Source organism: Marinobacter sp. (assembly GCF_041686475.1).
Lineage (GTDB): Bacteria > Pseudomonadota > Gammaproteobacteria > Pseudomonadales > Oleiphilaceae > Marinobacter.
Window position 1 is genome coordinate 11,907 of the sequence record NZ_JAWLDU010000029.1, and the last position, 17,514, is coordinate 29,420.

The window sequence follows — 17,514 nt, forward strand, 5'->3', positions numbered from 1 at the left end:
GATATTTCACTGGCGGCCTGGGGCCGTAAGGAAATCAACATTGCTGAAGGCGAAATGCCAGCACTGATCAAGCTCCGCGAAAAGTACAAGGGTGAGCAGCCGCTGAAAGGCGCCAACATCATGGGCTGCATCCACATGACCATCCAGACCGCCGTACTGATCGAAACACTGATCGAACTCGGCGCCAACGTACGCTGGTCATCGTGCAACATCTTTTCCACACAGGACCAGGCCGCAGCCGCCATCGCGGAACGTGGCATTCCGGTGTTTGCCTGGAAAGGCGAAACCGACGAAGAGTACGACTGGTGCCTCGAGCGCACAGTGGGTGCCGATGTGGAAGGCTGGGAACCCAACATGATTCTGGATGACGGCGGCGACCTTACTGCCCTGCTCCATGAAAAATACCCGGAAGTCCTGGCCAAATGCCATGGTGTAACCGAAGAAACCACCACCGGCGTGCACCGCCTGCAGGAAATGCTGCGGGACGGCAAGCTGAAGGTGCCGGCCATCAACGTCAATGACTCGGTCACCAAGGCCAAGAACGACAACAAGTACGGTTGTCGCCACAGCCTCAACGACGCCATCAAGCGTGCTACAGACCACCTGATGTCCGGCAAGAAGGCGCTGGTTATCGGTTACGGCGACGTGGGCAAGGGCTCTGCGGCCTCCCTGCGCCAGGAAGGCATGATCGTGAAGATCACCGAGGCCGATCCGATCTGCGCCATGCAGGCCTGCATGGACGGTTTTGAAGTGGTGTCTCCGTTCGTCGACGGTGTTAACACCGGTACTGAATCGGGCGTGGACAGGGCGCTGCTGCAGAACACCGACCTGCTGGTGACCACCACCGGCAACATGAACGTGTGTGACGCCAACATGCTCAAGGCGCTGAAAACCGGTGCCGTGGTGTGCAACATCGGCCACTTCGACAACGAGATCGATACCGCCTTCATGCGCAAGAACTGGGAGTGGGACGAGGTCAAACCGCAGGTACACGTGGTGTATCGCGACAAGGCCATCAACGACCACCTGATCCTGCTGTCCGAAGGCCGCCTGGTGAATCTGGGTAATGCCACCGGTCACCCGTCACGGATCATGGATGGCTCCTTTGCCAATCAGGTTCTGGCGCAGATGTACCTGTTCGAGCGCAAGTTTGCAGATCTTCCGGAAGATGCCCGCGAAAAAGGCATTTACGTTCAGGTTCTGCCCAAGCATCTGGACGAGGAAGTGGCTCGCGCCATGGTGGAAGGTTTTGGTGGCGTAATCACCAAGATGACGCCGGAGCAGGCGAGTTACATTGGTGTACCGGTCGAAGGCCCGTACAAGCCGGAAAGCTACAAGTACTGATCAGGTAACAGAATGGAAACCCAGAAACAGTTCAAACGCCGTTTCAGCTTTGAGTTTTTCCCGCCCAAGACAGACAAGGGCTGGGAAAAGCTGCAGGGCGTTCGCAACCAGCTGGCCGAGGTTGACCCGGATTTTTTCTCGGTCACCTTTGGTGCGGGCGGCTCCACCCGGGACCGGACCGTGCAGACAGTACTGGACCTGCACAAGCGGGGCGTTTCCACTGCCCCGCACCTGTCCTGCGTGGGTGCCACCCGTGACAGCATTGCGGAACTGCTGGATGTATACCGCGAGAACGGTATCAACCGTATCGTCGCCCTGCGGGGCGATATGCCCTCGGGTATGGGCGCGGCCGGCGAACTACGCTATGCCAACGAGCTGGTGAGCTTTATCCGTGGGCATAGCGGAGATACCTTTAATATTGAAGTGGCAGCGTACCCGGAGTTCCATCCCCAGGCCCGCACCGCGGAAGATGACCTGAAGAACTTCGCCCACAAGGTCGAAGCCGGCGCCAACAGCGCCATCACCCAGTACTTCTTTAACGCGGACAGCTACTTCTACTTTATTGACCGGCTGGAAAAAATGGGCGTTACCATTCCGGTAGTGCCGGGCATCATGCCCATCGTCAACTTCTCCAACCTGACCCGCTTTTCCGACATGTGCGGCGCGGAAATCCCCCGCTGGATCCGCAAGCAGCTTGAAGCCTATGGCGACGACAGCGACAGCATCCGCAAGTTCGGTGAGGAAGTGGTTACTCGCATGTGCGAGAAATTGCTGGCTGCCGGTGCGCCGGGGTTGCACTTCTATACCCTGAACCAGGCGGAGCCGAGTGTCAGTATCTGGAAGAACCTGGGACTTGGTGAGCGTGAGAAGATTGCTTTCTGATGGATCTTTCATGTTGTCGGATTAAGCGAAGCCTTAATCCGACACCCCTACCACCTCAATCCCCCATCTCCCGTCCAACCATTTGATTTCCTGCATCTCTCCCGCTAATGGTCTAAGGTATAAAGGTTGCAGTTCCATTAACCGCCCCCGGTGGTGACGGGCTTGATCAGCCTCCATTTCCGGAGCATCACACAGGATGCCGGGGCGAACACAGAAGAAAAAGGAGATTGTATGAGCACCAAATGGCTTAAAACGGTTGGCGCAACACTGGCATTCACCGTGGCAGCGGGAACCGTCAGCGCAGAGACCCTGCGGGTTGTCACTGACCCCAGCTTCGTGCCTTTCGAGATGATGGATGAGGAAACCGGCGAGATGATCGGTTTTGACATGGACATCATCGCGGAGGTGGCCGAGCGTGCCGGTTTCGAATACGACCTGAATACCATGGACTTTAACGGCATTATCCCGGCGCTGCAGACGGGCAACGTGGATATCGCCATCGCAGGCATCACAATTACTGAAGAACGTCAGGAAATCGTCGATTTCTCCGACCCGTACTACGATTCAGGCCTGCGGATTCTGGTTCGCCAGGACAATGACGAGGTGAAAGAACTTTCTGACCTGGAAGGCAAGAAAGTCGGCACCAAAATCGGTAGCACCAGTTACGACCACCTGACGAAGACACTGGATGACGACGAGGGTGTGACCCCGTATCCGGGCAGCTCCGACATGTACATGGCACTGATGTCACGTTCGGTCGATGCGGTCTTCTACGATGCCCCCAACGTAGGCTACTTCGCCAGCACCAGGGGTGAAGGAAAGGTAAAAACCGTTGGCGAACTTTATGAAGGCCAGCAGTATGGCATTGCCCTGAAGAAAGGCAGCGAATGGGTGGATGGTGTCAACGAAGCGCTGGCTGAAATGAAGGAAGACGGCACCTACAAGGAAATCTACGAGAAGTGGTTCGGCGAAATGCCGGAAGACCAGTAAAACTGAGAACCACAGCCGGGGCCCACAACGCCCCGGCTGGCAACTCCCCACCCAACGGAGACACCCACTGTGGAATTCCAGTTTCAGTTTGACTGGCAGGCAGCCATCAACTCGATTCCCTACCTGCTCAAAGGTATTCCCTATACCCTTCTTATTTCCTTTGGCGGCCTTGCCATCGGCTTTGTACTCGGCATCATTTTCGGTTTGCTGAGCATCAATAAAAAATGGTTCTTGCGCTGGCCCGCCACGGCGTATATCGAAATTTTCCGCGGCACCCCGATTCTCGTGCAGGTGCTGTTCATCTTCTACGGTCTGCCAGACCTGGTAGGCGGCCCCATTGACCCGCTGACCGCCGGTATCGCAGCCATTGCCCTGAACTCCGGTGCCTATATCTCGGAAGTGGTCCGGGGCGGCGTGCAATCGATCGACAAGGGCCAGACCGAAGCAGGCCTTTCCCTGGGCCTGTCACGGTCCCAGACCTTCTGGTCGATTATCTGGCCCCAGGCCTTCCGACGCATGATCCCACCGCTGGGCAATCAGGCAATCGTGAGCATCAAGGACACCTCGCTGTTCTCGGTGATCGGTGTTGGTGAGCTGGTTCGCCAGGGCCAGGTGTATATTGCCAATACCTTTACCGCCTTCGAGGTCTACTTCGTGGTGGCTCTTATGTATCTTGCGATTACCCTCTCCCTCTCTCTCGTGCTCCGCTTCATAGAGCGGCGCGGACTGGTTTCTGTCTGAAGGATAGGTACTAATGACACAGATCGTGCAAATGCGGGGCATGAACAAGTACTTCGGTACCCTGCATGTCCTCAAGGAAGTTGACCTGACCGTTGAAGCCGGCGAAGTGGTGGTTATTATCGGCGCCAGCGGCTCTGGCAAATCCACCCTTATCCGTTGCGTCAACGGCCTGGAAGAATTCGAGTCCGGCAAACTGGTGGTGGACGGTAACGAACTTGCCCCGAAAGGTGGCAATCAGAAAGCCCTGGCTGAAATCCGCAAGGAAGTGGGCATGGTGTTCCAGCAGTTCAATCTCTTCCCCCATCTCACGGTGAAGAGGAACATCATGCTGGCACCCAGGAAGGTCAAGGAAGCGCCCGAGCCCATCGCCAGCGCTACGGCGGACCGCCTGCTCAATCGCGTAGGCATTGCCAGCCAGGCGGACAAGTATCCCAGCCATCTATCCGGCGGCCAGCAACAACGGGTTGCCATTGCACGCGCCCTGGCCATGGAACCCCGGCTGATGCTGTTCGATGAACCCACTTCGGCGCTCGATCCGGAAATGATCGGCGAAGTGCTGGACGTCATGCGGGAACTGGCCAAGGAAGGCATGACCATGATGGTGGTTACCCATGAAATGGGCTTTGCCCGTGAAGTGGCTGACCGCGTGATCTACATCCACGAAGGCCGGATTGTCGAAGAAGGCAAGCCTGCGGATGTATTCGACAACCCGCAGAATGAACGCACCCAGGCGTTCCTGAGCCGGGTGCTGGCGCACTGATCTGAGCCAATCCGAAATAGCCACCCCGCCCAACCTTTAAACGCGGGGTGGCGCTCAGGAGGCGGTGGTCAGCCGGCGCTGTTAACTGTAATATCCCCTCAGGTTAACCGCCGAGCATACAGAACCTGACCGTCTCACGGAGATTTATCATGCGCAATGCTGACCTCGTCGCCCGCGGCCTTAAGTCCGTATGGCATCCCTGCACCCAGATGAAAGACCATGAAGGCACCCTGCCACTGGTTCCGATAAAACGTGGCGAAGGCGTGTGGCTTGAGGATTTCGAGAGCAACCGGTACATCGACGCGGTGAGCTCCTGGTGGGTGAACCTGTTCGGCCATGCCAATCCGCGAATCAACGCCGCGATCCAGGAACAGATTGGCCAGTTGGAGCACGTAATCCTTGCCGGATTTACCCACGAACCTGTGGTTAATCTGTCGGAACGTCTGATTGAGGTAACACCGGAAGGCCTGAACAAGTGCTTCTACGCAGACAACGGCTCTTCGGCAATCGAAGCGGCGCTCAAAATGAGTTTCCATTACTGGAAAAATCACGGCAAACCGGGCAAGAAAAACTTCGTGAACCTGAGCAACAGCTATCACGGAGAAACCCTGGGCGCCCTGGCCCTGGGGGATGTCTCCCTCTACAAGGACACCTACCAGCCGTTATTGATGGAAGTGCTGACCGCGCCCTCCCCGGATGCCTTCAACAAGGAAGCCGGTGAAACCGACGAGGAGTATGCCCTGCGCCAGTTCGAGGCCATGGATGCACTGCTGGCGGAAAAGCACGATGAAATCTGCGCCGTGGTGGTGGAGCCCCTGATCCAGTGCGCTGGCGGGATGCGCATGCACCATCCCGTTTACCACACCAAACTGCGTGAAGCCTGCGACAGATATGGCGTACACCTGATCGCCGACGAAATCGCCGTCGGCTTCGGCCGTACCGGCACCCTGTTTGCCTGCGAGCAGTCCGGCATTACCCCGGATTTCATGTGCCTGTCGAAAGGCCTGACCGCCGGCTACCTGCCGCTGTCCGTGGTACTGACCACCGATAACGTCTACAACGCTTTCTACGACGACTACGAAACACTCAAGGCCTTCCTGCATAGCCACAGCTATACCGGCAACCCCATCGGCTGCGCCGTGGCACTGGCGACCCTGGACATCTTCCGCGACGACAACGTGATCGAGAACAACAAACGCCTGAGCACCTGCATGGCAGACTCCGTAGCCCATCTGGCGGACCACCCCAACGTTGGCGACATCCGCCAGCACGGCATGACCCTGGCGGTGGAAATGGTAAAGAACAAGGCCACCAAAGAGCTCTTCCCCTGGCAGGAACGCCGTGGCATCCGGGTGTACCAGCATGCCCTCACCCGACAGTCGCTGCTGCGCCCGCTGGGCAACGTGGTCTATTTCATGCCACCCTATGTGATCACTGAAGAGCAGATCCGCCACCTGGCCCAGGTGGCCACCGAAGGCATCGAAATCGCAGTAAGGGACTGAACAACACACCATGCGCATCCCTCGTATCTACACAGACTCTCCTCTGAGCGAGGGAGCCACTGCTGAACTGGACGACAGCGCGGCGCAACATGTAGGCCGCGTACTGCGCATGCAGCCCGGCCAGGAACTGTTGTTGTTCAACGGCGACGGCAACGACTACCCGGCCACCATCAGCGAGTCCGGCAAAAAACGGGTGCAAGTCCAGGTTGGCAACCCGGTGACAAGCACCACCGAATCCCCCCTGGAAATCGTCCTCGGCCAGACCCTGTCCAAAGGTGACCGCATGGACTACGCCGTACAGAAGGCAACAGAAATGGGTGTCACCCGCATCGTGCCCCTGACCACCGAACGCTGCGACGTAAAACTCAGAGGCGACCGCGAAGACAAACGCCTGCGCCACTGGCAATCCGTCGCCACCAGCGCCGCCGAACAATGCGGCCGCGCCCGCGTACCCGACATACTGCCGGTAATGACAGTGACGGACTGGCTCGACCACACCAGCGACTGCGACCTGCGCCTGGTCCTCCACCACCGCACCGAACAGTCCCTGAACACTCTGGCAAAACCAAGTCGGGTGGCCCTGATGATCGGCCCCGAAGGCGGCCTCAGCCCGGAAGAAATCGCCACCGCCGAAACCGCCGGCTTCCTCCCCGTCGCCCTCGGCCCACGAGTCCTCAGAACCGAAACCGCCCCGGTCGCGGCCATGGCCCTTTGCCAATGGCTGTGGGGAGACATCGGATGACAAGCCTGTTCAGCAACCCGGAGTTCTGGCAATACCTCAGCATCCCGGTGATTGCCGCCCTGATCGGCTGGATTACCAACTGGCTGGCCATCAAAATGACCTTCTACCCGCTGGAATTCGTCGGCAAACCCCCGCTGCTCGGATGGCAAGGCATCATCCCCTCCAAGGCCCGCAAAATGGCCGCCATCAGCGTGGATGCCACCATCTCCAAAATCGGCACCGTGCAGGAAATCTTCCAGCAGATCGACCCCGAGGTTCTCGCCGCCCACATCATCTACACCGTCGAACCCCGCACCGAAGAATACGTCGACGAACTGATGCTGAAGGAACACCCCACCTTCTGGGAAAACCTGCCCGCCTCCGCCAGGAACATGGTCTACGAGCGGGTACGCAAATCCACACCGCAACTGGTAGACAATCTGGTGGGTGACGTATCCGACAACATCGAAGACCTGCTGGACATCAAAAGCATGGTTATCGAGCGCCTGGCGAAAGACAAACGCCTGCTGAACCGGATATTCATCGAATGCGGTGAAGTGGAGTTCCGCTTCATCATCAACTCCGGCTTTTACTTCGGCTTCCTGTTCGGCCTGGTACAGATGACCGTCTGGTACTTCTACCAGAGCTGGTGGGTGCTGCCCTTCTTTGGCTTGCTGGTAGGCTGGGCCACCAACTGGATCGCACTTAACGTGATCTTCCGCCCGCTGCACGAAAAAAAGATCGGGCCACTACGCCTGCAGGGACTGTTTCTCAAACGCCAGAAGGAGGTTGCAGAATCCTTCTGTCACATCGTGACCCATGAAATTCTGACCGTCGGCAACATTATCAATGCCATCCTGGAAGGCCCGAAAGGCGACCGGGCCCGCAACATGGTCAAGAAACATATCAAACCCCTGGTGGACGAAACCGCCGGCATGGGCAAGGCCCTGACCCAGATGGCCTTCGGGCCAACCGGCTTTGCCAGCCTTAAAAACCAGGTAGGCCAGAAAGCTATCAAGATATCCCGGACCTCGTTCCACAATCCCGTGTTCGAAACAGACAGGGCAAGGGCGGTGGAAAGCATCATGGTTGAACGCATGATTGCCCTCTCCTCGGAGGAATTCCAGGACCTGCTCCGCCCCTGCTTCCAGGAAGACGAGATCAAACTGATTCTGGTGGGCGCTTTCCTGGGTTTTACGGCCGGTATCTGCCAACTGGTCTTCGTGTTCGGCGGTTCGATTCTCTGAGTTTTATTTCAGGAAAACCGGCAGTTATACCGCTTTGCACTGGGCATACCCGCTTACGGGCTCTATACTCCCGGGTACGGGTGCGTATTTCCCTGCGACTATTCTCTTCCCGGAGGAATCGGATGCCAGGCTTTCTCTCCTGGATTTCAGGAATATTCTCTTCTACAAGACCAACAACTGCTTCAGCACCCGAGTCCCGCCTGCTTAATCCGGCTGCATCTGCAGAGGATAATCCGGCCACTGACCCAGCGCTGATCGACCAGTTGGAAGAGAATCTGTTTTGCTGGCTGCTGGACTCATCGCCTGCAACGCTTCAGTCAGAGAACGGGCAATGGGAACACATACTGGACAATCTGCGCGGGCGAATTGCCAACAGGGAACTGGACGAATTACCACGCCAGCCCATGACCCTGCCCATGCTGATGAGGGCGCTGTCCGACGACAGGTCAGACCGTAACCACCTGACCGAGATCATTCTCAACGATCCGGCGCTGACCGACCAGTTACTGCAGATTGCCAACAGCCCCTACTTCCGGCCCGGCGACCAATCCATTGATTCTGTGGATCAGGCGGTTTTTGTGCTGGGCCTGGACGGCATTCGCAACGTCATTTCCGCGGCCATCATGCGCCCAATGATGGCGGCACGAAACAGCCGTGAGGCTCTCTTTGCCCAGAGGGTATGGCGGTGGGGGTTGACCTGCGCCCGAAGTGCGGAACTGATTGCCAAGATTCAGGGCCAGGATACCAGCGTCTACTTTATGGCCGGGCTGCTACCTGCACTCTCCTACATCACCCTGAGGCGGGAGCTGCAACGAATCTGCCGCACGGAACCCGGTATAACGGAGCCGCCTCCGTCACTGATACAAGACGCACTCTCCCGCTATCAATGGTCCACGTCACAGCTACTGGCCAACGAGTGGAACCTGCCGCCCAAATACCATGCCCAGTTGATGGCGGCAGAGCGACCTGCCCCGAGACAGAAGCACTCCCCGCTTAACGACGGCATTATTGTCGGAACCCGGGAGGTGCTGCGCCATGCCCACCAGCGCAACATGCCGGAGGAAGATGTGCTACGGATCATCCACATCTCCGGGGAGCAGTTTACACGGGTGCGCAAAGTCATCCTTGACGTTCTGGAGGCCGGCACCCGGGGCCGTGCCTAGGAGTCTTCGTCGCCTTCCTTTTCCTGCCTGAGCAATTCGGCAAAGGAAACGGAGTCATCTTCCGGAGTTCGGGCCAGAAGACGTCGAGGCACCAGGTAAGGCAGGCGATCCGCCACACGATCCTCATCGTGGCGAATGGCTTCCAGAACACCGCCGATAGTGATCCTGTCCAGCGATTGCCCAGGCACCAGGCAATCGCCGTTACGGCCAGCCAGTGCCAGCAGGCGCGCACGAATGAGCTTGTCGCTGATTCCGCGGGTCACGTCACCGGGAACCCGCAGCTTCTGCTCAAGCTCCTCTTGCTGGGGTGCCGGCCGGCCCTCACTGAACGGCTTTGCGACCAGCCACATCAACGCCAGACCGGTTTTTTCCTGCAGTTCCGGCGACAGCCTGACTTCACTGCGTTTGGCCACTGAACCGGGATTCTGCAGATAGAAGGCTATGCTGGAACCGAGTAACAGGATGACCCAGTTCAGGTAGAGCCAGATCAACAGAATGATACCGATCGCAAAACTGGAATAAATGGCTGCGTACTTCGCCGAACCTGCTACAAATGAAGCGAAAAGCATGCCTGCCGCCTGCCAAGATATGCCTGCCACCAGGCCACCGATAAGAGCATAACGGACCTTTACCCTGGTGTTGGGAATAAACACGTACACAAACGTGAACGCGCCGACCACTAACAGGAATGGCGTGAAGCGGGTGGCGAAGACAACCATTGAGCCAAGCGGCTCAATGGCCATTAACGCCTGGACAAATGATGAGGAAAAGATGGTGGCGCTGATGCCGATGGCTGACACCATCAGCAGCGGCCCCACCATGATGACACTGAGATAGTTGCTGAAACGCTGGGCCATGGATCGCATGTCCGGCACCCGCCAGATCATGTTGAACGAGCGCTCGATTTTCTGCACCAGCGATATGACGGTATAAACCAGCAGAGCCAGGCCCACCGAGCCCAGTACACCCACCTTCATGTTATCCACGAACCCGAGAATCTGCTCGGCAATCTGGACACCCTGCGGCCCCATGGGTTCAAAAAACTGGAAAAGGAAGGGCTCCATACGCTGGTGCACGCCCAGCGCCTTGAGTACCGAAAAACTCAGCGCCAGCAGCGGCACAATGCTCAACAGGGAGGTATACACCAGACTCATGGCGTGCAGGGTCAGGTTGCCGGCAATGATGTCCCTCCCCAGCGCATAGGCCGTACGCCCGGTTTTGTACAACCAGGTCCATGGCCAGTTCTGCGGTGGATTGGGATTAGCCAGAATCCAGGTTTCAGCGGTCTGGAGCCGGTCTTTAATTTGCAAAGAAGCCACACAACGTCCTGTTTGCCAGAGTTTTGTACAGATTATCAGTCAGATACCAAAGCACAACAAAGTATGGCCGATTGTGTGGCTTTTACTAGCAGCTTCGTTTCAGTAGCGGGCGCCTCTGCTGTCAGACAGAGGACAGGTTACGCGCCGTAATCTCCACGATTCTCTGTCTCGCTTCCCGGCTCGCCCAGGCGGAGTGGGGAGTCACAATCAGGTTGGGGATGTCGTCCGCCAGCAGCGGGTTGCCGCTGCGCGGAGGCTCTTCTGTCAGAACATCAAAACCCGCACCGCCAATGGTGCCCGCCCGCAAGGCATCGGCCAGCGCCTGCTCATCCACCAGGCCACCGCGGCTGGTGTTGATCACCAGCGCGTCCTTTTTCATCATTGTCAGCTCCCGGGCACCGATCATGTTGCGGGTATCATCTGTCAGCAGGCAATGTAGCGACAATACATCCACTTGCGGCAGCAGTTCGTCCATCGGAATACGGGGGTAACCATCCACCTGGCCGGCAGGCTGTCCCGGCCTGGCACCCAGCAGTATGTTCATTCCGAACGCCCTGGCGCGCTCAACAACGCCCTGGCCCAGATCGCCATAGCCGAATACACCCAGCGTGCGCCCCTCCAGTTCCATAATCGGATGATCCATCAGGCAGAACATCGGGCTTTTGCCCCAGCGCCCGGCCCGCACGTCCCGGTCGTAATCCAGCAGCCTCGTGGCCAGCGCCAGCATTAGTGCCATGGTGTGCTGCGCGACGGTGGAGCGTCCATAGTTGGTTACGTTCATAACCTTGATATCGCTGGCCTTTGCCGCCTCCTGATCAATGTTATTCAACCCCGTGGCCACCACCGCAATCGTCTTCAGTTCCGGGCAGGCTTCAAAATGCTCCCGTTTCAGCACCACCTTGTTTACCAGCACCGTGTCAAAGCCGCGGATACGCTCCATTACCTGCTCCGCTGACGTGCGCGGGTGTTTCACCATCTCACCGGTGACCGACTCGATCGGCGACAGGTCCACATCGTTCCCCAGTGTGTCTGCGTCCAGAAATACGGCTTTCATTCAACCATCCTTATTCGCGATGTTTTCGATCAACCAATAGCCCCCAAGATTAAGTTAGACTGACCAAAACCTCCAACCGTCGAAAAGGGGAACTTACATGGAACACGAATTCTGGCATGAGCGTTGGGCGAAAAAAGAAATTGGCTTTCACGAAGGCACCGTCAACCAATATCTCCATGATCACTGGCCCGAACTCGCTGGCAAAGGCACAGGTGCCGTTTTCGTACCCCTGTGTGGCAAAGCCCATGACATGTGGTGGCTGCACGACCGCGGCCATCCAGTCATCGGCGTGGAGCTCAGCGAAGTTGCCTGCAAGGACTTCTTCGAAGAAGGCGGCGAAAAAGCAAAAGTACACCCGGGCGAGCCCTTCATTACGTTCAAACACGACGACCTGGAACTCTGGTGCGGCGACTTCTTCCAGCTGGTGCCCGATGACCTGAAACACGTGAAGCTGGTCTATGACCGTGCAGCGCTTATTGCCCTGCCCCGCAACATGCGCAAGGACTACGTGGACCACCTGACGGCCATCATTCCGGAGGGAACACGGATCCTGCTGATTACCCTGGACTACGACACCGAGATCAAGGGTCCTCCCTTCAATGTCAGCGACGAGGAAGTCCGTGAACTCTACTCAGGAGATTACGAAATAGAACATATCCTGACCAATACGCTGGCCAAGGATCACCCCTTCACCAAGCGCAGAGGGCTGGCCGGGGCCACGGAGAGTGTGTTCCGGCTCAGGAAACGCTGATACACAATTTAATGAACCTTAACCTTTCTCTCCCTGTCCAAGTCCCGAAGCTTGAACTAAGCTCACAGTAACCAGACCGACATAATCGCACCAGCGTAATTCGGTCTGGTACTCCCTATACTTTCACCCATAACCATAACCACCGTCCGGGGCGACGGATCCAACAGCAACGGGGAAATTGCGTGAACTAAAAGCTGTCTTTCAAACAGTTAGAGAGCAAGCGAGGGGCCATCTATGAGCATCATGCAGCACTTCAAAGACCGGTATGAAGCAACTCAGGAAGAAGAATACACTCTTGAGGAATACCTGGAGATCTGCAAAAAGGACCCGGCGGCATACGCCACTGCCGCAGAACGGATGTTATTGGCAATCGGCGAACCGGAACCTGTTGATACATCCCGTGACTCCCGGCTGTCACGCATTTTTTCCAACAAAGTGATCAAGCGCTATCCGGAATTCTCAGAGTTCTATGGCATGGAAGAAGCGGTAGAGAATATCGTCTCCTTCTTCCGTCATGCCGCCCAGGGTCTGGAAGAGAAAAAACAGATTCTTTACCTGCTTGGCCCGGTTGGTGGCGGCAAGTCCTCACTGGCTGAAAAACTCAAGTCACTGATGCAGAAAGTACCCTTCTACGCCATCAAGGGTTCACCGGTGAACGAGTCCCCCCTGGGGCTGTTCGACCCTGCCGAAGATGCCGCCATCCTGGAAGAGGAGTACGGCATTCCGCCCCGCTACCTCAAGTCCATCATGTCGCCCTGGGCGGTCAAACGCCTGCACGAATACGGTGGCGATATCAGCCAGTTCCGGGTCGTGAAGATGTACCCGTCGGTGCTGGATCAGATCGGTGTTTCCAAGACCGAGCCGGGGGACGACAACAACCAGGACATCTCAGCCCTTGTGGGCAAGGTGAACATTCGCATGCTGGAGGACTACTCCCAGGATGATCCGGATGCCTACAGCTTCAGTGGTGGCCTGTGCAAGGCCAACCAGGGCCTGATGGAATTCGTGGAGATGTTCAAGGCACCGATCAAGGTGCTGCACCCGCTGCTGACGGCTACCCAGGAAGGCAACTATAACACCACCGAGGGCATGGGATCCGTGCCCTTCGACGGCATTATCCTCGCCCACTCCAACGAATCGGAGTGGCAGACCTTCCGTAACAACAAGCACAACGAGGCCTTCCTGGACCGTGTCTACATCGTCAAGGTGCCATACTGTGTGCGGGTGACCGAAGAGATCGACATCTACCGCAAACTGTTGCGGGACAGCTCCCTGGCTGGCGCGCCCTGCGCTCCGGATACCCTGGATATGCTGGCGCAGTTCTCGATCCTGTCACGCATCAAGGAGCCGGAAAACTCCAGCATTTTCTCCAAGATGCGGGTTTACGATGGCCAGAACATCAAGGATACCGACCCCAAGGCCAAGTCGATCGCGGAGTACCGGGATGCGGCTGGCGTCAACGAAGGCATGGACGGGTTGTCGACACGCTTTGCGTTCAAGATCCTGTCCAAGGTATTCAACTTCGACACCACGGAAGTGGCTGCCAACCCGGTGCATCTGCTGTATGTGCTGGAAAAACAGATCGAACAGGAACAGTTCCAGGCAGAAACCCAGGACCGCTACCTGCGGTTCATCAAGGAATTCCTGGCTCCCCATTATGTGGAATTCATCGGCAAGGAAATCCAGACCGCGTACCTGGAAAGTTACAGCGAGTACGGCCAGAACCTGTTCGACCGTTACGTGACCTATGCGGACTTCTGGATACAGGATCAGGAATACCGCGATCCGGAAACCGGGGAAATCCTCAACCGTTCAGCCATTAACGATGAACTGGAAAAAATCGAGAAACCCGCCGGTATCAGCAACCCTAAGGACTTCCGCAACGAGGTTGTCAACTTCGTTCTCAGGGCACGGGCGAACAACCAGGGCCGGAACCCATCCTGGCTCAGCTATGAAAAACTGCGCAGCGTGATCGAGAAGAAGATGTTCTCCAATACCGAGGACCTGCTGCCGGTAATCTCCTTCAATCCGAAGGCAAGCCAGGAAGACCAGAACAAACACAAGCAGTTCGTCGAGCGTATGGTCGATCGAGGCTACACGGAAAAACAGGTCCGTCTCCTTGCGGAATGGTACCTGCGGGTTCGTAAGTCTCAATAAAGTCAGCCGCCTTGCGCTGAACTGGAGTGAAACTATGGGTATGACCCACGTAGTCGACCGGCGACTGAACGGGAAAAACAAGAGCGCTGTGAACCGCGAGCGGTTCCTGCGCCGGTACCGCCACCACATCAAGAAGGCGGTGGCGGACGCGGTGCACCGGCGCTCCATCACGGACATTGAACGGGGCGAAAACGTCAGTATTCCGTCCCGGGATACCGATGAGCCGATTTTTCATCACGGCCAGGGTGGCAAACGGGAGGTGGTTCACCCCGGCAACAAGGAATTTGTGACCGGAGATACCGTGCCGAAACCCCAGGGTGGAGGCGGTCAAGGCCAGGGGCAGGGCCAGGCCAGCCCCGACGGCGAAGGCATGGACGAATTTGCCTTCCAGATCACCCAGGAAGAGTTCCTGGACTTCCTGTTCGATGACCTGGAGCTGCCCAACCTGGCCCGCAAGAAGCTGAAAGATACCGAGGCGTTCAAGTACGTTCGCTCCGGTTTCTCCACCCAGGGCGTTCCTGCCAAGCTGGATGTGGTGCGCTCGCTGAGAGGTGCCCATGCCCGCAGGCTCGGCCTCGGCGGTGCCCGCAGGAAGAAAATCCGCGAACTGGAAGAGCAGCTCAGTGCACTCAAAAGCGCCCCGGAAGATCTGGACCCGGCCTTCAGCCATGAAGACCAGATCAAGGCGCTGGAAGAGGAAATCGCAAGCCTGAAAGCCAACGTGCGGCGCATCCCGTTCATCGACGAGATCGACCTGCGATATCGCCAGCACATAAAGAAGCCACAACCCGCAACCAGTGCGGTGATGTTCTGCCTGATGGACGTATCGGGGTCCATGACCCAGATGCACAAGGACATCGCCAAGCGCTTCTTTATCCTGCTGTACCTGTTCCTCAAGAAGAACTACAAGAAGATCGAAGTGGTCTTCATTCGCCACCACACCAGTGCCAAGGAAGTGGACGAGGAAGAGTTCTTCTATTCGCGGGAAACCGGCGGCACAATTGTCTCAAGTGCCCTGAAACTGATGCACAAGATCATTGAGTCCCGCTACTCCCCTGACGAGTGGAACATCTACGCAGCCCAGGCGTCTGATGGTGACAACTGGAACGATGATTCTCCCATCTGCAGCAAGTTGCTGGCCGACAGCATCCTGCCGCTGGTGCAGTATTACGCCTATGTGGAGATCACACCCCAGGATCACCAGATGCTCTGGTACGAGTACGAGAAGATCCAGGAGCGATTCCCCCAGAGCTTCGCCCTGCAGCAGATCGCCGACCCCGGTGAAATCTATCCGGTCTTCCGCCAGCTGTTCGAGAGGAAAGCCGCATGACTGACACCATGGACAGACCCAACGAGCCGAAAACCCGGGAGCCGATTTCCACCAGTTCGGAATGGACGTTTCCGCTGCTTGAAAAGTATGACGAGGAAATTGCCAAATGCGCGGCCGAGTTTGGCCTGGAGACCTACCCCAACCAGGTGGAAGTGATCAGCGCCGAACAGATGATGGACGCCTACAGTTCCGTGGGTATGCCAGTGGGCTACCACCACTGGTCCTTTGGCAAGCAGTTCCTGTCGACCTCCAAGGGCTACCAGCGGGGCCAGATGGGGCTGGCGTACGAGATTGTCATCAACTCCAACCCCTGTATCGCCTACCTCATGGAGGAGAACACTCTGCCGATGCAGGCACTGGTGATTGCCCATGCCTCGTACGGCCACAATTCGTTCTTCAGGAACAATTACCTGTTCCGGACCTGGACCGATGCCAGCGCCATTATTGATTACCTGGTCTTCGCCCGGGATTACGTGGCCGAATGCGAGGAGCGTTACGGCGTGGACGCGGTTGAGCAGATTCTTGATTCCTGCCACGCGCTGATGAATTACGGCGTTGACCGTTACAAGCGCCCCGCGCCCATTTCCGCGGCAGAAGAAGCGCGCCGGCAAAAGGAACGGGAGGAGTACCAGCAGCGCAGGCTCAATGACCTGTGGCGAACCATCCCCAGGATGGAGGATGACGAAGACCCGGTCAGGCGCAAACAGCGTTACCCGGAAGAGCCGCAGGAAAACATTCTCTACTTCATTGAAAAGAATGCGCCGCTGCTGGAGACCTGGCAACGGGAACTGATCCGCATCGTTCGCAAACTGGCGCAGTACTTCTACCCGCAGCGCCAGACCCAGGTCATGAACGAGGGCTGGGCCACCTTCTGGCACTATACCCTGCTGCACCGCATGTACGACAAGGGGCTGGTGAACGACGGCTTCATGCTGGAGTTCTTGCAGAGCCACTCCGCGGTGGTCTACCAGCCGCCCTTCGACAGCCCGTGGTATTCCGGCATCAACCCCTACACCCTGGGCTTTTCCATCTTCACCGACCTGCGGCGTATCTGCGAGAACCCCACCGATGAGGACCGGGAATGGTTTCCTGACATTGCCGGTACGGACTGGGTGGAAACCCTGCATTTCGCCATGAAGAACTTCAAGGATGAAAGCTTCATCCAGCAGTTTCTGTCGCCCAAGGTCATGCGCGACATGAAATTCTTCGCCATACAGAACGATGACGAAGAAGAAGTCTACCGTATTACCGCAATCCACGATGACCCGGGATATCGTGCACTCAGGGAAAAACTGGCGCGACAGTACAACCTCAGCTATCGCGAGCCCAATATCCAGGTCTGGAATGTGGATGTTCGTGGAGACCGCTCGCTGACCCTGCGGCACATCCCGGTGGACCGGGTGCCGCTGGGTAACGACACCGAGGAAGTGCTGCGCCACGTGCACAGACTATGGGGCTTTGACGTGCACCTTGAGAGCGTGGATGACGGCCAGGTGGTGGAAGAAGCCCATTGTCCGCCAAAGGACCTGGATGAGGAGTGACCGCAAGGCCAC

General features: G+C 57.3%; 15 protein-coding genes. 13 read left to right on the forward strand and 2 right to left on the reverse strand.

The genetic code is table 11. From position 1 onward, the window contains the following. The 9 genes from ahcY to ACESMB_RS08660 all read left to right on the forward strand — a co-directional run. A partial coding sequence (ahcY, locus tag ACESMB_RS08620) for an adenosylhomocysteinase (RefSeq protein ID WP_372971336.1) occupies positions 1-1,344 on the forward strand: 1,344 nt, incomplete at its 5' end. A 12-nt stretch (positions 1,345-1,356) separates the two neighbouring features. Beyond that, positions 1,357-2,226 (forward strand): methylenetetrahydrofolate reductase [NAD(P)H], encoded by an 870-nt coding sequence (gene metF / locus ACESMB_RS08625; RefSeq protein ID WP_372926230.1) that lies wholly within the window; start codon positions 1,357-1,359, stop codon positions 2,224-2,226. Positions 2,227-2,457: 231 nt separating this feature from the next. After that, positions 2,458-3,216 carry a transporter substrate-binding domain-containing protein gene (locus ACESMB_RS08630; RefSeq protein WP_372926229.1) on the forward strand — a complete coding sequence of 253 codons (759 nt, stop codon included), beginning with the start codon at positions 2,458-2,460 and terminating at the stop codon, positions 3,214-3,216. Between the two features lie 69 nt (positions 3,217-3,285). Beyond that, positions 3,286-3,957, forward strand: coding sequence for an amino acid ABC transporter permease (locus ACESMB_RS08635; protein WP_372926228.1), 672 nt, complete (start codon positions 3,286-3,288; stop codon positions 3,955-3,957). Positions 3,958-3,970: 13 nt separating this feature from the next. After that, positions 3,971-4,717, forward strand: coding sequence for an amino acid ABC transporter ATP-binding protein (locus tag ACESMB_RS08640; RefSeq protein WP_372926227.1), 747 nt, complete (start codon positions 3,971-3,973; stop codon positions 4,715-4,717). Between the two features lie 149 nt (positions 4,718-4,866). Further along, the gene (locus ACESMB_RS08645) at positions 4,867-6,219 is read left to right on the forward strand and encodes an adenosylmethionine--8-amino-7-oxononanoate transaminase (protein WP_372971337.1); all 1,353 of its coding nucleotides are present in this window, start codon (positions 4,867-4,869) and stop codon (positions 6,217-6,219) included. Between the two features lie 10 nt (positions 6,220-6,229). Further along, positions 6,230-6,961 (forward strand): 16S rRNA (uracil(1498)-N(3))-methyltransferase, encoded by a 732-nt coding sequence (locus ACESMB_RS08650; RefSeq protein WP_372971338.1) that lies wholly within the window; start codon positions 6,230-6,232, stop codon positions 6,959-6,961. Next, positions 6,958-8,187, forward strand: coding sequence for a hypothetical protein (locus ACESMB_RS08655; protein ID WP_372926224.1), 1,230 nt, complete (start codon positions 6,958-6,960; stop codon positions 8,185-8,187). The genes ACESMB_RS08650 and ACESMB_RS08655 overlap by 4 nt, the downstream gene beginning before the upstream one ends. A 122-nt stretch (positions 8,188-8,309) precedes the next feature. Then, complete coding sequence (locus tag ACESMB_RS08660) at positions 8,310-9,350, forward strand: HDOD domain-containing protein (RefSeq protein WP_372971339.1); 1,041 nt, start codon at positions 8,310-8,312, stop codon at positions 9,348-9,350. Here ACESMB_RS08660 and ACESMB_RS08665 read toward each other — a convergent pair. Continuing rightward, entirely contained in the window at positions 9,347-10,669 is a 1,323-nt protein-coding gene (locus ACESMB_RS08665) for a YihY/virulence factor BrkB family protein (RefSeq protein ID WP_372926222.1), read from the reverse strand. The genes ACESMB_RS08660 and ACESMB_RS08665 overlap by 4 nt on opposite strands. A 121-nt stretch (positions 10,670-10,790) precedes the next feature. After that, the gene (locus ACESMB_RS08670; RefSeq protein WP_372926221.1) at positions 10,791-11,723 is read right to left on the reverse strand and encodes a D-2-hydroxyacid dehydrogenase; all 933 of its coding nucleotides are present in this window, start codon (positions 11,721-11,723) and stop codon (positions 10,791-10,793) included. 97 nt (positions 11,724-11,820) lie between these two features. Between ACESMB_RS08670 and tmpT the strand changes: the two genes are divergently transcribed. The 4 genes from tmpT (at position 11,821) to ACESMB_RS08690 (ending at position 17,502) form a co-directional block, all read left to right on the forward strand. After that, complete coding sequence (gene tmpT / locus ACESMB_RS08675; protein ID WP_372926220.1) at positions 11,821-12,474, forward strand: thiopurine S-methyltransferase; 654 nt, start codon at positions 11,821-11,823, stop codon at positions 12,472-12,474. A gap of 234 nt (positions 12,475-12,708) precedes the next feature. Beyond that, on the forward strand, positions 12,709-14,631 hold the full coding sequence (locus ACESMB_RS08680) for a PrkA family serine protein kinase (protein WP_372926219.1): 1,923 nt from the start codon (positions 12,709-12,711) through the stop codon (positions 14,629-14,631). A 40-nt stretch (positions 14,632-14,671) separates the two neighbouring features. Beyond that, on the forward strand, positions 14,672-15,961 hold the full coding sequence (locus tag ACESMB_RS08685; protein WP_372926239.1) for a YeaH/YhbH family protein: 1,290 nt from the start codon (positions 14,672-14,674) through the stop codon (positions 15,959-15,961). Further along, a complete protein-coding gene (locus ACESMB_RS08690; protein ID WP_372971340.1) occupies positions 15,958-17,502 on the forward strand; it encodes a SpoVR family protein in 1,545 nt (514 codons plus the stop codon). The genes ACESMB_RS08685 and ACESMB_RS08690 overlap by 4 nt, the downstream gene beginning before the upstream one ends. The last annotated feature ends 12 nt before the right edge of the window (positions 17,503-17,514 follow it).

Coding starts and splice junctions, on each gene's coding strand:
- metF (WP_372926230.1), top strand. CDS start 1,357: ATGGAAACCCAGAAACAGTTCAAACGCCGTTTCAGCTTTGAGTTTTTC.
- ACESMB_RS08630 (WP_372926229.1), top strand. CDS start 2,458: ATGAGCACCAAATGGCTTAAAACGGTTGGCGCAACACTGGCATTCACC.
- ACESMB_RS08640 (WP_372926227.1), top strand. CDS start 3,971: ATGACACAGATCGTGCAAATGCGGGGCATGAACAAGTACTTCGGTACC.
- ACESMB_RS08645 (WP_372971337.1), top strand. CDS start 4,867: ATGCGCAATGCTGACCTCGTCGCCCGCGGCCTTAAGTCCGTATGGCAT.
- ACESMB_RS08650 (WP_372971338.1), top strand. CDS start 6,230: ATGCGCATCCCTCGTATCTACACAGACTCTCCTCTGAGCGAGGGAGCC.
- ACESMB_RS08655 (WP_372926224.1), top strand. CDS start 6,958: ATGACAAGCCTGTTCAGCAACCCGGAGTTCTGGCAATACCTCAGCATC.
- ACESMB_RS08660 (WP_372971339.1), top strand. CDS start 8,310: ATGCCAGGCTTTCTCTCCTGGATTTCAGGAATATTCTCTTCTACAAGA.
- ACESMB_RS08670 (WP_372926221.1), bottom strand. CDS start 11,723: ATGAAAGCCGTATTTCTGGACGCAGACACACTGGGGAACGATGTGGAC.
- tmpT (WP_372926220.1), top strand. CDS start 11,821: ATGGAACACGAATTCTGGCATGAGCGTTGGGCGAAAAAAGAAATTGGC.
- ACESMB_RS08680 (WP_372926219.1), top strand. CDS start 12,709: ATGAGCATCATGCAGCACTTCAAAGACCGGTATGAAGCAACTCAGGAA.
- ACESMB_RS08685 (WP_372926239.1), top strand. CDS start 14,672: ATGACCCACGTAGTCGACCGGCGACTGAACGGGAAAAACAAGAGCGCT.
- ACESMB_RS08690 (WP_372971340.1), top strand. CDS start 15,958: ATGACTGACACCATGGACAGACCCAACGAGCCGAAAACCCGGGAGCCG.